The organism is Bacteroides sp. ET336, assembly GCF_024733815.1.
Classification (GTDB): domain Bacteria; phylum Bacteroidota; class Bacteroidia; order Bacteroidales; family Bacteroidaceae; genus Phocaeicola; species Phocaeicola cellulolyticus.
The window spans coordinates 40,532-56,955 of record NZ_JANRHK010000022.1 but is presented as its reverse complement, the minus strand read 5'-3'; the positions used below and the strand labels follow the sequence as shown (position 1 = coordinate 56,955).

The following is a 16,424-nucleotide window of genomic DNA, read 5'->3' as shown; positions in this document are numbered from 1 at the left end:
AATAATCCCAACAATGTCATATCACCTATACGTGAGAAGATAACCACTCTTATACGACATGAGAAACTTTACAGATCCATACACCGTCAACTGATGAAAAAATGGTTTCAGTATTTCGTACTGTTCTTCATTATCGGATCTATAATTTCAATTATATGCGGCTCGTTTGAAGAATCCGCGCCATATCGCAACTGGCTGTATTTATTCAATTATCTGGCTTCTTTCGTCTTTACCATAGAATACGGATTAAGGATTGCTGCAGCCCCTGTACAGTATGCACAATATAAAAGCCCATGGGTAGCACGTCTGCATTACATATTTTCCTTTTACGGACTTATAGACTTTGTAGCCGTACTTCCTTTCGTTGGTATTTATATCTACAAAGAGACACCTTATATACATCTTGTGGTGTTAGCATACATTCTGATAATATTCAAACTTATACGCTACTCGCGTTCGTTCCAGATGATAGGAACAGTTTTGAAGACCGTAAAGGAGGAACTCATAACATCTTATACGGCATGTGGCATCATGCTTGGTTTCTCAGGAATCCTGATGTACTACATAGAACGTAACGCACAACCCAATGCATTCGAGAATATCGGTGACGGATTCTGGTGGGCCATAGTAGCCTTTACCACCGTGGGATACGGCGATATATATCCTATCACTCCAATAGGGCGCCTACTGAGTAGCTTGATAAGCCTGATTGGTATTGCCATGATTGCCATCCCTACAGGTATAATAAGCTCCGCTTTCATGAACATGCTGATAGAGAAAAAGCAAAAAGCTGAAAAAGAAAAAGAAAAACAATGAATTTATAGAAGGAAAGACATCGTAATGTATTAACTTTGGCCCGGAAACTAAACTTAAATAAATATTATGAAGAAACAACTAGCTCTGATGTCGCTATTATTATGTAGCAATTCCTTTAATTCTTTTTCAAACAATAATCAGTCTGTAACGTTGCCTTACTGGCAGGACATACAAACCGTAAGTGTAAACCGTATGGAGCCTCGTTCTGCATTTATGAGCTATGCTGACAAGTCTCAGGCCATGAGTGGAAAATACGAATCCAGTCCTTATTATAAATTACTTAACGGAGTTTGGAAATTCTACTATACAGACTCACATCGTAACCTTCCAGCCGACATTACCGAAAAGAATACAGATGTATCCGGCTGGAACGATATAAAAGTCCCCGGGAACTGGGAAATGCAGGGTTATGGAGTAGCTATATATACCAACCACGGTTATGAGTTCCAACCAAGAAACCCGCAGCCTCCAAAACTGCCAGATGATATACCTGTAGGTGTGTATAGAAGAGATCTGAATATACCGTCCGATTGGAAAGGTAGAGATATCTATCTTCATATAGCCGGAGCAAAATCGGGATGTTATGTATATATCAATGGAAAGGAAGTAGGATACAACGAGGATTCTAAAAATCCGGCAGAATATCTTATCAATGATTATCTGGAAGAAGGACAGAATGTTCTGACACTGAAAATATTCCGTTGGAGTACAGGCTCATATCTGGAATGTCAGGATTTCTGGCGGATGAGCGGTATAGAAAGAGATGTATTTGTTTATTCACAACCCAAGGCTTCGGTGAGTGATTTCCGTGTGACTTCCACTCTTGATGATACGTACAGGAATGGTATCTTCCGTCTGGCAATAGATATGAAGAACAGCCGCAGTACAACTGCCGATCTTGAAGTGAGCTATGAACTTGTTGACAAACAAGGAAATGTCATAGCACAGGAAAACAAGAATGTATCTGTTGAGTCTAAAAAGGAGAACACAGTTGTTTTCAACAAAGAAATTCCACAGGTAAAGACATGGTCGTCTGAAGCTCCTAATCTTTACAAGATATTTATGACTGTAAAGGAGAACGGAAAAGTTACAGAAGTGGTTCCATTTAACGTTGGTTTCCGAAGAATAGAGATAAAGGAAATTGATCAGAAATCAGCCGACGGAAATAATTATAAGGTATTATTGGTCAATGGCCAGCCAATCAAGCTGAAAGGAGTAAATATCCATGAACATAATCCTGAAACAGGACATTATGTGAGTGAGGAGCTTATGAGAAAAGATTTCGAACTGATGAGACAGCATAACCTGAACACAGTTCGTCTGTGTCACTATCCTCAGGACAGACGTTTCTATGAACTGTGTGACGAATATGGTCTTTATGTTTACGATGAAGCAAACATTGAAAGTCACGGTATGTATTACGACCTTAGAAAAGGTGGTACATTAGGAAATAATCCTGAATGGCTGAAACCACATTTGTATCGTACCATCAATATGTTTGAACGTAACAAGAATTATCCTTCACTTACATTCTGGTCGCTCGGTAATGAAGCCGGCAACGGTTACAATTTCTACCAGACTTATCTGTGGTTGAAAGAAGCAGACAAAGATATTATGAATCGTCCGGTAAACTATGAACGTGCCCAGTGGGAATGGAACTCCGACATGTATGTACCTCAATATCCTAGTGCATCATGGCTGGAATCTATAGGCAAGAAAGGTAGCGACCGTCCTGTTGCTCCTTCTGAATATGCTCATGCTATGGGTAACTCTACAGGCAGTCTTTGGGATCAGTGGAAAGCAATATATAAGTATCCTAATCTTCAGGGTGGTTATATCTGGGACTGGGTTGACCAGGGACTGAAAGTCAATACTGAAGACGGTGGTTTCTTCTGGGCGTACGGAGGTGACTTCGGAACTAATATGCCAAGTGACGGTAACTTCTGCTGCAATGGTATCGTCAGCCCTGACCGTACTCCTCATCCTGCCATGAGTGAAGTGAAATATGCTCACCAGTATGTAGGTTTCGAGATGAAAGATGGAGAAAACGGTATATTCAATGTAACCAACCGTTATTACTTCACAAATCTAAAGAAATATATGATTACATATCTTGTCAAGGAGAATGATAAGGTAATTCGCCGTAACAAGATATCAATGGATATTGAGCCTCAGGCAAGTAAAGAGCTTAAAGTAGATGTAAGCGGTCTGAAGCAGAAAGCAGGTACTGAATATTTTGTTGAGTTCAGTGTAACTACAGTGGAGCCTGAAACACTTGTTCCTGTCGGATTTGAACTGGCACACGAGCAGTTCCGTTTACCGGTAGAACCTCTGGAACGTGAATTTGCCGTTTCCGGTCCTGCCCTTAAGTGTAGCACAGAAGGTAATATTTTAAGCGTATCTTCTTCAAAGGTGAATTTCAAGTTCGACAAGAAAAGCGGAATTGTCATTTCCTATAAGGTTGGAGGAACAGAATACTTCAGCGAAGGTTTCGGTATTCAGCCTAACTTCTGGCGTGCTCCAAACGACAATGATTACGGAAGCCAGATGCCTAAACGCCTGCAGATATGGAAACAGTCAAGCAAAAACTTCAATGTAGTGGATGCTTCTGTAGAAATGGATGGTAAGGATGCCGTACTGAAAGCCACATATCTTCTGGCTGCAGGAAATCTTTATATAGCAACATACCGCATACATCCTTCTGGAGTTGTAAAAGCTGACTATACCTTTACTTCTACCGATATGGAGGCAACAAAGACCGAATTGTCCGAAGCTACTCTTATGGCTACCTTCACTCCGGGTAATGATGCCATCCGCAAGGAAAGTTCAAAACTTGTGGTACCGCGTATAGGTATCCGTTTCCGTATGCCGGCCAATATGAATTATGTGACATATTTCGGTCGCGGACCTGAAGAAAACTATATTGACCGCAATAACGGTACACTCGTCGGTCTCTATAAGAACACTGCCGATGATATGTATTTCCCATACGTACGCCCTCAGGAAAATGGTCATCACACAGATACACGCTGGCTTAGCGTTGGCAGGAAAGGCGGAAAAGGTCTTACAATTTATGCCGACCAGACTATCGGCTTCAATACGTTGCGCAACTCAATAGAAGATTTCGACGGTGAGGAAGCGACATATTGCGACTATCAGTGGAACAACCGTGATGCGGAAGAACTGAAACATGATGTGTCAACTGCCAAAAACATCAAGCCAAGGCAGACTCACATCAGTGATATCAAGCCACGCGATTTTGTTGAAGTATGCGTAGATATGAAACAGATGGGTGTAGGTGGATACGACAGCTGGGGAGCCATTCCTGACAAACAGTATCTTATCCCGGCCAATCAGGAATATAAATGGGGATTTACCCTTGTTCCTTCCAGATAATATTGAAGCGAATAAATACTTCAAATATATGTTCTGAAATTCTGATAATTAAATCATAAAATAAAGGTCCCGAAACGGAAAATACTAGTGATTTCCATTTCAGGACCTTTACTGTTTATTGTCATTTCTAACTTATGTAATCTGAGCCATGAAGATTACAGAAGAAATTACATATTGGACACTGTTATCACTCAATAGTTTTCAGCATCTCCTTCACTGCAGCCTCCAACTGTCTGTCTTCACCTTTCAATACCTCTTCAGGAGAATTATAAACTTCTATGTCTGGCTGGAGTTCTTTGTTTTCAAGATACTCTCCGCGCATATTCATACATCCCACCTGTGGTATTCCGAAAACAATGCTTGGATCTATCTGTCTTTCCCACCATACGGCAGTCATTGTTCCGGGAACAGGAGTACCGATAAGCTTGCCTATACCAAGTTCCTTATAAACCCATGGGAAACCGTGAGCGTTACTATAGTTATCCTCACAAACAAGGACACATGACGGTTTGAGCCACTTGTTGAACGGATCGCTACCGATGTACTGTCCTCTTGGAACAAATCTCTGATATTCCTTTCCACTGAGCAGTGTGACAAGGTCATCGTGAAGCCATCCACCGCCATTATGACGTGTGTCAACTATCACCGCATCCTTGGTTCTGTTCTTCTCGCTCAACAGTTCGCTATATACTGTACGGAAGCTCGGACTATCCATTCCCTGTACGTGTACATATGCCACACGTCCTCCAGAAAGTTTTTCAACAATCTGTTCATTACGTTTCACCCATCTCTTGTAAAGCAGATTAGACTGTTCGCCTGCGCTGATTGCCTTCACTGTAACATCAAAACGTTTTTTTGTTTCAGGATTATAAACTGAAAGAAGCACCTTCTTACCTGCCTTGCCTTCCAACATAGGATAATAATCAACGCCTGCCAAAATCTTTTCGCCATCTATTTTTTCGATGATACATCCTTCTGTTACACCTGTCTTCTTCACTGCGAAAGGTCCTTTAGCGACTATTTCCTTTATCTTCAAGCCATCTCCCGTGTATTCATTATCATAGAACACACCAAGACACGCAGTTGGGAACGAAGCTCCTGCCGCATAATATCTTGCTCCTGTATGAGAACCGTTTAGTTCGCCAAGCAGTTCGCTCAACATTTCCTGGAAATCATAGTTATTGTTTATATAAGGCAGGAAACGCTTGTAGTTTTCATAATAGCCTTTCCAGTCTGCCCCATGCAAATCGGCAACGTAGAACTTGTCTTCAACCTGTTTCCATATATGGTCGAACATATACATACGTTCATCATACGGACGATAATTGAAAGGAGCACTGAATTCCACATTCTTAGACTCTCCTTTCTCCATATTCACTTTTTTGATAGAAGAATTGCAGAGATACAGGTTTTCCTGTTTCTTGTCCGTCATCATAGATCCGTAACCTATATTCTTCATAACGATTGAAGTCTTATTCTCCTTCAGATCGTGCATCCACAGGTCATAACCATCCTCAAAGGCTGCCTGATAGTACAGTTTGTCACCTTTTGAAGAAAGTACAGCATCACCAAGATTAGAAGAGTTTACAGTCAGACGGATAATTCTGTCACGACAGTTTTCAAGGTCGAATACCAAAGGCTTGACTTCGTCTTCCTTATCCTTCTTTTCATCTTTCTTCTTTCCTTTTTTCTTTTCGTTTTCCTTCTTCTCCGCATCCTCTTTATCTTTCTTTTCCTGTTCTTCCACAAGGGCAAGTTCTTCTTTACTCATGCGGAAACGTTCGTAAGCGTCAAGATCGAAAAACATGATATATACATCATCCTCAGAACCCCAACTGCCATGACTGCGATAACCCGCACGGTCGCTTTTCCATATCATAGCCTTACCGACCAGAACCCATTTCGCATCTCCGTCAGTATATCCGCTCTGAGTAAGATTATGTATTTCACCATTGCCTGACGCATTGACCAAAGCTACATCGTTATTGTTCCAACCGCCATGACCGATATATCCGGACAATAGCCAACGGCTGTCAGGACTCCATTCAAACCACTGGTCACCGTCACTATAAGAATATTCAAACTTACCATCCATTACTGTGCGAACTGCCTTTGTCTTCAGATTAAGAACACGTAATGTTGTTCTGTTTTCAAGAAAGGCCACTTCCTTACCGTCAGGACTATACTGCGGCTGGAATGAAGTCACATTACTGTTTATCAGTCTTTCTTCTTTGAATTCATTGGCATATGTAAACAACTCATCTTCTTTATTAACCAGCGAAGTCTGATATATCTGCCACAGACCGTGTCGTTCAGACGCGTAGACTATACTTCTTCCGTCAGGTGAGAAATCTATATTCCTCTCCTGCTCCGGAGTGTCGGTAATCTGTTTTGTTGTCTTATATTCTACAGATGTGACATATACATCGCCACGCAAGATGAAAGCTATTTCCTTGCCTTCAGGAGATACTGAAATCTCTGTAGCGCCTGACGACTTCAACCATTTCACGAGATGTTTGTCATAACTGTCGGACACGATGCTGACATTGACTTTCTTCGGAGATTCTCCTTCTTTCACTGTATAGATTTCTCCATTGAGCCCATAGCACAAAGTTCCGTTTGAAGCTACTGAAAGGAAACGTACGGGATGATCGGTATGAGACGTCAGACGTGTAATGTTCTTACCGTCAAGATCTGACTTGTAGATATTGAAACTACCTTCCCTCTCGCTCAAATAATAGAACGATTTTCCATCCGGAGTCCATACAGGAGTTCTGTCTTCACCGTCGAAAGAAGTAATTTTCCTGTAACTTTTTTCTGTTCCTTCCTGTTCTGTGCAGAGCCAAATATCACGTGTTATGGATGATGTGTGATGCTTACGCCATGCATCTTCATATCCCTTCTTGTCATGATAAAGAAGAGACTTGCCATCAGGACTGATGCTGATATCCTCCATAGGTATAGACGAGAACATCACAGGTCTGCCTCCATCTGTTCCTACTTCATATATCTGCGGGAACTGAGAACTGGGGAAAGTCATATCCTGAGCATCAGGCATAACTGCAGCCTGAAAAAGCACATGACTGTTGTCGCGAAAAGCGTATGGCACCTCATTTCCGGAATGAGTGGTAAGTCTTCGTGGCACTCCACCGTCCTTGCCTACAATAAATATATCCATACTACCTTCCCTGTCGGAAGCAAAAGCAATATTCTTTCCGTCAGGACTCCACACAGGATGTGTGTCATGTCCCTGATTGGAAGTTATCTGCAAAGCCTTACCACCTTCGACAGGTACAGTGTAAATATCACCCTTGTAAGTAAAAGCTATCTGCTCGCCGTCAGGAGAAATAGCGCAATAGCGCATCCATAACGGAGAATCCTCAGCATACGATGCCACTCCGGCAATAGAAACGACCGTTGCGAATAAAAGTCTTTTCATAAGCTTAATCTTGTAATTTTTAAAATATCCTGTTTATAAATATAATCGTAATACAAAAATCACAAAATTCCGTAATTTCAGCAAGAAATGAACAGAAAACTTTGAATCAGACTCTAATTCCTTTTATTATCCGATATATTCTTCAAGAAAGCAAGCAGCATATTAATTACCTTTTATTCTGGTGTTCTTGACATTGTGCGAAGAAAAACATATATTTGTAACGACTAATCATCTATTAAAAGAGCAACACTTGTATGGCTAATATTTATCCGGTAGGGATACAGAGTTTCGACGAAATCCGTAAAGGTGGATATATTTATATCGACAAGACAGAATATATCTACGAATTGATTAAAAACGGGAAATATTACTTTCTGAGCCGTCCGCGACGTTTCGGTAAAAGCCTTCTTATTTCGACCATAGAAGCATACTTTCTAGGCAAAAAAGAACTTTTCAATGGTCTTGCCATGGAAAATCTTGAAAAAGAGTGGATAGAATATCCTGTATTGCATATAGATCTGAACAATCAAAAATATGAGTACAAAGACAGTTTGGACGAGATTCTTAACAACACATTAACCCACTGGGAAGAGCTATACGGAGCAAGGGAAGCAGAAAGCAGTCTTTCCTTACGTTTTCAGGGAGTTATACAGCGTGCTGCAGAAAAGGCCGGTAAAAACGTTGTCATACTGATAGATGAATATGACAAGCCTATGCTACAAGCAATAGGAAATGAAGATCTTCTGACAGAATACAGAAACACCCTAAAAGCATTCTACGGAACTTTGAAAAGCTGCGACCGATACATAAAGTTTGCACTGCTTACAGGAGTTACAAAATTCAGCAAAGTCAGTGTATTCAGCGATCTTAACAATCTTATGGACATCTCCCTGTCAAGGCGTTTCGCCAATATTTGCGGAATTACAGAACATGAACTGCACCGTGACTTCAAGGAAGACATAAAAATAATGGCCGAAAAGAACGACATGACCGAAGAGGAGATGAAGGATACTCTGAAAATATGGTACGACGGATATCATTTTGCCGACAAGAGCGAAGATATCTACAATCCTTTCAGTATTCTGAACACCTTTGCAGAAATGCAGTTGGGAAGCTACTGGTTTGAAACCGGCACACCGACATTCCTGGTGGAACTGCTTAAGAAAAGCAATTACGATCTGAACAGATTCAATAATGAAATGGCATCGTCAGATTCATTAGGAGGAATTGAGTCTATATATGTAAATCCTGTACCTATTCTTTATCAGAGCGGGTATCTGACTATCAAAGATTTCGACAAGGAGTTCAGACTATACTATTTGGGATTTCCCAACCGTGAAGTAGAAGAAGGATTCAACCGTTTCCTGTTGCCATACTATGCGTCTGTAGAGAATGGTAATACAACATTCCAGATAAAATCATTTATAAATGATGTACGCAACGGAGATATTGATTCATTCATGCTACGCCTGCAAAGTTTCTTTGCCGACACACCTTACGAACTGGCAAGAGAACTTGAATTGCACTATCAGAATGTTCTTTTCATAGTATTCAAGTTATTGGGTTTCTATACAGAAGCCGAATACCATACTTCGAACGGAAGAATTGACATGATAGTCAAGACAAACAAATTATATCTACGTTATGGAATTCAAGCTTAACGGTAGTGCCGAAGAGGCTATAAAACAGATAAATGAAAAAGAATACGCAAAGCCATTCGCTTCCGACACTCGCAAATTGTTGAAGGTAGGCATTAACTTCAACAATCAGATAAGAGGAATAGAAAAATGGATAGTTGAAGAATAATATTTATTTTTGTAACTGATAATAACAACAAACATATAATAATGGAAACAGGATTAAAACACGTCAGCACAGTAACCGTAAGTGCTGCCAACACAGCCCTCACAATGGGCTCGGGCGATATGGAAGTTTTCGCTACACCTGCAATGGTAGCTCTCATGGAAAATGCCGCAATGAAAGCAGTTGCACCTCATCTGCCAGAAGGCTCAACTACTGTAGGAGCAATGATGGAAACATCTCATATCAAGCCATCAGCTTTGGGAGAAACAGTTAACGCAGAAGCTATACTTGAAGAAATAGACGGCAGAAAGCTTACATTCAAGGTTACTGCATCTGATTCAAAAGGTACGATAGGTGAAGGAAAACATATCCGCTATATAGTAGATAGGGAACGCTTCCTCTCTAAACTGAAATAAGAAAAACCTTAAACAATAAACCAATACGGACCGTTTCAATCTAATATGTGAAACGATCCGTATTCTTTTTCATATCCTTTTCAATTTCCATTTTCCCCGATGCAGATATATACTGCAGAAGATGAGCAGGAATCCTCCGTAAACATGTTCCGAAGTCCAGCACCAAGCCACATCTAGCCTCATCACCTGAATTATCAATGTGATATATGCAGCATAAATCACTAGAGTTGACAGCTCCAATATAAACGCCATACGCGTATTTCCCGTACCCGATACAGATTGAAAATATATATTCGATGCAGCCGTAAGCCATGTAGTGGTACAGAACACCCACAACGACGGGATTGACGCTTCTATAAGATCAGGCATATCGGTGTAGATACCTAATACCACAGTAGGAAATACCGCAAACAATATGGTCAACGGCAAAACAATAGACAGTGCAAGTTTTATATGCTGATGCACCGTACAGACCACACTGTCTGCCTTCCCTGCACCTATCTGATTACTTACGAGCGAACCGCACGTGGAAGCAAACGCAGATATTATCATAAACGTGATACCGGAGATATTCCTTATGATATTTGTTATCGCAAGCGGACGTTCTCCCAGATGTTCCACATAAAGAAAGAAGATAAACCATGTGGAAAGCGATACGAAATTCTGAATCATTGTCCACAGGGAGACATTAAGAATTCTTCTGAGTTTATCCGTATTGAATGAACTGAACCTGTTCAAACCATATTTCTTCAGGTCTATTTTCCTGACGGTATATGTAATGAAGAATATCAGAGACACAAGCTCCGCAAGCGACGAACCTATTGCCGCACCTGCTATTCCAAGAGCCGGAAATCCCAACTTACCGAAAATCAGGATATAATTGAAAACGATGTTCGAACCCACCATCACAAGCGAATTCAGAGTAAGAGTCTTGGTCTGGGTAGTGCCGACAAAGAAAGCCCTGAACATCACAGCCACGAATGAGAAGAAGAATCCGAAAGCCCTCCAGTGAATATAACTCTCGGCTGCAGCATAAATATTCTGCGACGAAAGTATCTTCGGAAGCAACCACGGCGTTATCAACTCGGTAAGAGTAAACGCGGCCGCTGCCAGAAAAATCATGAAATACACTCCCTGATAAAATATATCGCCTATCTCTGAATATCTCTTTTCGCCGTTCCTTCGCGCCATCAGTATCTGCGAACCGATACTGAAACCGAAACCTATCATGAAGATGGCGATATAATATACTCCGGCTATGGCAGAAGCACCAAGCTCTATCTCGCCCACCCGCCCCAGGAAGGCTGTATCGGTCATACCTATTGCCTGTTCCATCACAAGGCTGATAAGTATGGGATAGGCTATGGTCAGAATTTCTTTAGAGGTATATGCTTTTTTCTGAATATTACTCATGTCAGTATCTTTAATCAATCACTGTGCAAAGATACTAAATCTATTCCGACATATATTTTTTCAACCTATTAAAACATAAAACTGAATCCTTTCTTCCGATAAGGACGCAATTACGACAATCCATACGCTAAACCATTAAAAAAAATAAAGAAAAATAGAAATCTCAGAATGTAATTGAACTGTATCGTACAAGCTTTCAATGAAATTAGTTATATTTGCATTTGGATTTAGTAAACTTTATCCAAGACATATTAGACTTATAAGAAGCGTTATGCAAATCGTTCAGTCGGAAACCTAGGAAATTTCCAAAGACATATAAACGGTGATTGCATAGTGGTTCTCACGCCATAGCGTGGGCTGCTATTGTTGCATCTGTTTATATGGGCTTTCCTAGGGCCTCCGATTGAAGATGTGAACAATACAGTTCACGCTTCGTATACTAGGAATGACAATTAACCAATAAACATAGCTCATATGAACATTAAGCAATGCATCTATTTATTTGCTACAATCGCATTTTCACTCTCATCTTGTAGTGATAAAAACACAATGGAAAATGATTTTGAGCCTAAGACATATAATGTATTAGGTAAAGTGGAAAAAGGTCCGTTTGTCAGCGGTTCTACTATTACCATTCAACCGATGGACGGAAATCTACAAGTACTTGGGAGCTTGTATTCAGCTACCATTCAGGACGATTTAGGTAATTTTTCATTTGGTTCTAAATTATTTGAAGCACCCTTTGCTGAATTAACGGCTAACGGCTATTTCTTTAATGAGGTTGATGGTGAGTTGTCATCTGGTACATTGAATCTACGCGCTTTGGTAGATTTATCTGATGAAACTACAGTAAACGTAAACCTGCTTACACATTTGAAGTATCAAAGAATACAGAAACTCATTGCGGAAGGGATGAAATTTAGAGAAGCCAATAAGCAAGCACAAAAAGAATTATTTACCGCTTTTGGACTTCAAAAATATGCAGAAAAAGATGCGTCCACATTTTCCATTGCAGAAGGAACGGATGAATCAGCCGCATTGATTGCAATATCTTCTCTGCTGCTTGTAAATAGAAGTGAAGCCGCATTGACGGAATATTTAGCAAAACTATGTAGGGAGTTTGGCGAAAGTGGAAAGTTTGGAAACAACACATTACAGCAAATCAGTGAAGATAAAAAGTATTTGAGTAATCAACTTTCTTCTGTTAGAGAAAATATCATAAACCGTTACGAAAGTTTAGGAATAGATATAGAGGTTAAGGAGCTTAATAGATTCATAGACTGGGACAATGACGGAATAGCCGGAAACGAGACTTTGCAGGAAGGACAGGAAGTAAAGATAGAAACTACAGAGCTGAATGTCCCAAACGAAGGAGGTGTATATACAATAGGCATAACTTCTCCAATTCCGGTTTATCTTAACCCTAAAACTTCTTCTACACAACCCGGTGGCGAAATAACAGAAGAATCTGTCTTTACAAATATATACGACAACATACCAGACGCAAATATCAGTTTGGAAAAGAGTTTAAATGAAAATATACTTACTCTTGAAATTGAACCGCTTAATTCTATCAATTCCAAGACTACTGCTATATCCATTTACGATGGTTTAAGCAATGTTGTTGGAACTATTAATATCAAACAAGACGGGAACAACAATATACCTATGCCAAAGTTAGGCGAAACAGGCAAACAAATTATTGCCAGTATAGCGTCTGATATTGCAAAAGCTTTTTCATATTACAACACAATAGAACAATATTATCACTATAATAAAGAATCAAATCAGAAACTGGTTTCAGAATACATAACTCCAGATAATATTTCCATTGAAAATCTTTGGTATTATCTTTATCGTGCTAACAATATAGTTGTAAGATTTAAAGATGCTGAAGCTAAACAACTAGGTGTATTTCAAAGCTATTTCAATGTATTTAGCGCTTTATATTATTACTATATGGTCATTGCATGGGGGGATGTACCGTATATAAATCATATTCCGGAAATGGATGATATGATGAATATAAGAAGAACTCCTCAAAACGAAATCCTTTCCGATTTAAAATCCAATCTGACAAAAGCGATAGATAATCTAGAAAACAAGAAGAATGAATCTCTCAACAACGAAATAAACGATTATTTCTTCTTGTCAAAAGATGTGGCGCGCATACTGTTAGCCAATATTTATATGTATCAAGGTGAATATCCTCAGGCTGAAAAACTATTGGAAGAAGTTATTAACAGTGGTTTCTATTCCTTAGACGACTCAAACTATAACAATAGCGAAACTATAACAAACTTATTTAAGAATGGCAGTAGCAGTGAAACTATTTTTGCAACTTGTGATAAAACTTCACGAACACGTACCAATATTTCCATTGAAATTTATTCGCTCGTACCTATTATGACTTATACAGATGTCATTCTTTCTTATGCCGAATGCCTTTATAAGTCTGGCAAGATAATGGAAGCAGAATCAGCGTTAAATCTGATAACACAAGCTAAAAGCATCAGTGTATCAGGAGATAATACAGTAGAAAAGATAAAAGATGTAAGACTGCAATTAATGCTTTATACCAATACAAACTTTGCATTTATGAAAAGAAACAATTTTGCAAAAGATGTATATGGAATCGAAGAATATAGACAGCTGTTGCCAATACCACAACAAGAAATAATTGTTAATACATCAATGATACAAAATCCAGGATATTAACAAGAATGCAACCTTTACATAAAAAAAGCTCCACGATTCACTATTGAATAGTGGAGTTTTCTATATAATCACATCTAAAACATAAAACTGAATCCTTTCTTTCGAGAAGCATTGAACCGTTCAATCTCCAAAGAAAGCGATTTCTTTAACTGACCAGCCATAAAGTCCAAAAAAGGCTGATTAACTTCTTCTTCCTGCGATAGTCGTAAGGCAGAAATATACTCTTCTCTATCTTCCTTGAATATCTTAGTAGGGAAAAGATTATAGCAGAACTGAATATAATTCATCAGCAAGCGGGCAGTCCTTCCGTTTCCGTCCACCCACGGATGAATGGTCACCAAATTGAGATGGGCATTGAAACTTAATTCATATTGATCACTCAATGTTTCGACTGCATTCTGCCTTTGCTGCAATACATTGCAAAATTCTTCTACTTTTGCAGGGACTTTCAGATAATTCATATATGACCATCCGCCAAAACCGACAGTAACACCGCAAAGACGGAAATCACCTTTCGAAGAATCGAAAGAACCACCCATTACATTATATGTACTGCCTGTTGTTCGCATCAGTGCAGCATTCAGTTTTTGCAAAAATACCGGTGTAACAGGTATTTTTAGTTTGGACTCATCTTTGGCAAGCTCATATGCTTTCTTTAAATCCTCATTCATCAAATGATATACGAGTGGCTTTCCCTTAGCAGTCAAACCCTCATCAAACAACATTTGAGTTTCCACTTCTGTAAGAGTAGAACCTTCGATAGCAGTAGAATGGGTTATAAGAGAATAAAGGTAGTACTTATCATAGTCCACCGACTCACTGATACCAAGCTTCTGAAATTCCTGATATAGTTGTTCAATCTCCTGCCAAACCACTGACTGCATATCTTGTAATTGATTGGTTGATTTTTTCAAAAATACATTCTTTTTATGTCTTAACAAAAGAAAAGAAATTGTTTTTACATGTAAAAACAAAAAAAAGCTAAGTAATAGTCATTCCTATACTTAGCTTTTTTTCTTGTACCCAGACCCGGTACAAGCCACAGAAATCATAGGAAAACAAAAGAATTTATCTTTCTTATTATCAACTATTTGCATATTTCTTATTTTCTCCATTTTTGCCATATTTTGCCCATTTTTCGTCATTAAGTACACTTTTAGTACACTTTGAAATTTCATTTTCTTTTGTACCTTTGCAATATCGAAAAACAAAAGAAAATCAATTATTTAGCGTAATCACCCGGTTACGGTATCTAAATCGGGATAAAACCTCTAAACAATGGCAAAGTTAGAAAATAAAACGAAAGAAAACCCTAAATTGGAGCAAAACAGGCTGTCGGACGGCAGAATTAGTTTGTATCTGGAGTATTATTTGGGTAGAGAGGAAAAGCCTGTATCTGATAGAGAAGCCACGTACCCCTGCGGAACGCCAGCAGAACAAGGAAACACTGGAGCTTGCTGTAAAAATACGTGCCGAACGTGAACAGGAGTTCAAGGAAAGCATGTTGGGCTATCGCCTGAAAAAAAACCGGAACGTGAATTTCTTGGATTATTTTCAAGCCTATATCAATGACTATACCAAGAAAGACATTCGGATGGTGCAAATCGCCCTAAGCCGTTTCAAGGACTTTTTGAAGGAGCATTACCCGATGCACGAGTTCGGCATCAAGCCGGAACTTATCACGAAGGACATGATGGAACAGTTCGTAGCTTATCTGCAATCCCGGAGCGTGGGCGAAGGGGCTAAAAGCATCTTCCAGCGTTTCAAGAAGGTTATCCACTATGTGATTGACCACGATGTGATGCTGAAAGACCCCTGCAAAGGCGTTACCTGCAAGGCGGATAGCCAGATACTACGCAAGGACGTGCTTTCGCCGGAAGAAATCCAGCGGTTGATTGCGTGCCATTATGACAACGAGAACCCCAACGTAAGGCGTGCGTTTATCTTTTGCCTGTATTGTGGCTTGCGCTTCTGTGATGTGAAAGACCTTACCTATAAGAATATCGACTACGCTAATAAGCTGCTAAAATTTGAGCAGAACAAGACCAAAGGTCATTCCGCCAGTAGCGGTGTGGTCATTCCGCTCAATGACGGTCTTCTTTCGCTTGTGGGAGAACCGCCGGCAGACGGTAACAAAGACGCTCTCATCTTCAACCTGCCTTCGTATGAAAGTTGCTGCAAATCCGTCAAGCGTTGGGTGAAAAGAGCCGGGATAGATAAGCACATAAGCTGGCATTGCGCCCGTCACTCATTCGCCGTGAATATCCTCAACAATGGGGCGAACATCAAGACGGTTGCCAGCCTGCTCGGGCATAGCGGACTGAAACATACGGAGAAATACACCCGTGCGGTGGATAAATTGAAAGAGGAGGCGATAAACAGCCTGCCGGAATTAAAGTTTTAACCATAAAAGACTTACCTTT

General features: G+C 39.9%; 7 protein-coding genes and 2 pseudogenes. 6 read left to right on the top strand and 3 right to left on the bottom strand.

Annotated features, from left to right (window positions below):
* The first annotated feature begins 93 nt into the window (after nucleotides 1-93).
* Nucleotides 94-816, top strand: coding sequence for an ion transporter (locus NW213_RS15005; protein WP_258323280.1), 723 nt, complete (start codon nucleotides 94-96; stop codon nucleotides 814-816).
* Between the two features lie 66 nt (nucleotides 817-882).
* On the top strand, nucleotides 883-4,212 hold the full coding sequence (locus NW213_RS15000; RefSeq protein WP_258323275.1) for a glycoside hydrolase family 2 TIM barrel-domain containing protein: 3,330 nt from the start codon (nucleotides 883-885) through the stop codon (nucleotides 4,210-4,212).
* Between the two features lie 187 nt (nucleotides 4,213-4,399).
* Here the strand turns inward: NW213_RS15000 and NW213_RS14995 are convergent, their stop codons facing one another.
* Nucleotides 4,400-7,651 carry a S41 family peptidase gene (locus NW213_RS14995; RefSeq protein ID WP_258323274.1) on the bottom strand — a complete coding sequence of 1,084 codons (3,252 nt, stop codon included), beginning with the start codon at nucleotides 7,649-7,651 and terminating at the stop codon, nucleotides 4,400-4,402.
* A gap of 254 nt (nucleotides 7,652-7,905) precedes the next feature.
* Here NW213_RS14995 and NW213_RS14990 point away from each other — a divergent pair.
* Both NW213_RS14990 and NW213_RS14985 read left to right on the top strand, forming a co-directional pair.
* Nucleotides 7,906-9,457 (top strand): annotated as a pseudogene (locus NW213_RS14990) (ATP-binding protein).
* Nucleotides 9,458-9,498: 41 nt separating this feature from the next.
* Nucleotides 9,499-9,870: a thioesterase family protein gene (locus tag NW213_RS14985; RefSeq protein ID WP_204402654.1), complete on the top strand. Its 372-nt coding sequence runs from the start codon at nucleotides 9,499-9,501 to the stop codon at nucleotides 9,868-9,870.
* 69 nt (nucleotides 9,871-9,939) lie between these two features.
* Here the strand turns inward: NW213_RS14985 and NW213_RS14980 are convergent, their stop codons facing one another.
* Nucleotides 9,940-11,283: an MATE family efflux transporter gene (locus NW213_RS14980; protein WP_258323273.1), complete on the bottom strand. Its 1,344-nt coding sequence runs from the start codon at nucleotides 11,281-11,283 to the stop codon at nucleotides 9,940-9,942.
* A 474-nt stretch (nucleotides 11,284-11,757) separates the two neighbouring features.
* Here NW213_RS14980 and NW213_RS14975 point away from each other — a divergent pair, with 474 nt between their 5' ends.
* Entirely contained in the window at nucleotides 11,758-14,001 is a 2,244-nt protein-coding gene (locus tag NW213_RS14975) for a hypothetical protein (protein ID WP_258323272.1), read from the top strand.
* Between the two features lie 74 nt (nucleotides 14,002-14,075).
* Here NW213_RS14975 and NW213_RS14970 read toward each other — a convergent pair whose 3' ends face one another.
* A complete protein-coding gene (locus NW213_RS14970) occupies nucleotides 14,076-14,885 on the bottom strand; it encodes a Fic family protein (protein WP_258323279.1) in 810 nt (269 codons plus the stop codon).
* A 394-nt stretch (nucleotides 14,886-15,279) separates the two neighbouring features.
* Here NW213_RS14970 and NW213_RS14965 point away from each other — a divergent pair.
* Nucleotides 15,280-16,405, top strand: a pseudogene (locus tag NW213_RS14965) (tyrosine-type recombinase/integrase).
* Nucleotides 16,406-16,424 lie beyond the last annotated feature (19 nt).

Coding starts and splice junctions, on each gene's coding strand:
- NW213_RS15005 (WP_258323280.1), top strand. CDS start 94: ATGAAAAAATGGTTTCAGTATTTCGTACTGTTCTTCATTATCGGATCT.
- NW213_RS15000 (WP_258323275.1), top strand. CDS start 883: ATGAAGAAACAACTAGCTCTGATGTCGCTATTATTATGTAGCAATTCC.
- NW213_RS14995 (WP_258323274.1), bottom strand. CDS start 7,651: ATGAAAAGACTTTTATTCGCAACGGTCGTTTCTATTGCCGGAGTGGCA.
- NW213_RS14985 (WP_204402654.1), top strand. CDS start 9,499: ATGGAAACAGGATTAAAACACGTCAGCACAGTAACCGTAAGTGCTGCC.
- NW213_RS14980 (WP_258323273.1), bottom strand. CDS start 11,283: ATGAGTAATATTCAGAAAAAAGCATATACCTCTAAAGAAATTCTGACC.
- NW213_RS14975 (WP_258323272.1), top strand. CDS start 11,758: ATGAACATTAAGCAATGCATCTATTTATTTGCTACAATCGCATTTTCA.
- NW213_RS14970 (WP_258323279.1), bottom strand. CDS start 14,885: ATGCAGTCAGTGGTTTGGCAGGAGATTGAACAACTATATCAGGAATTT.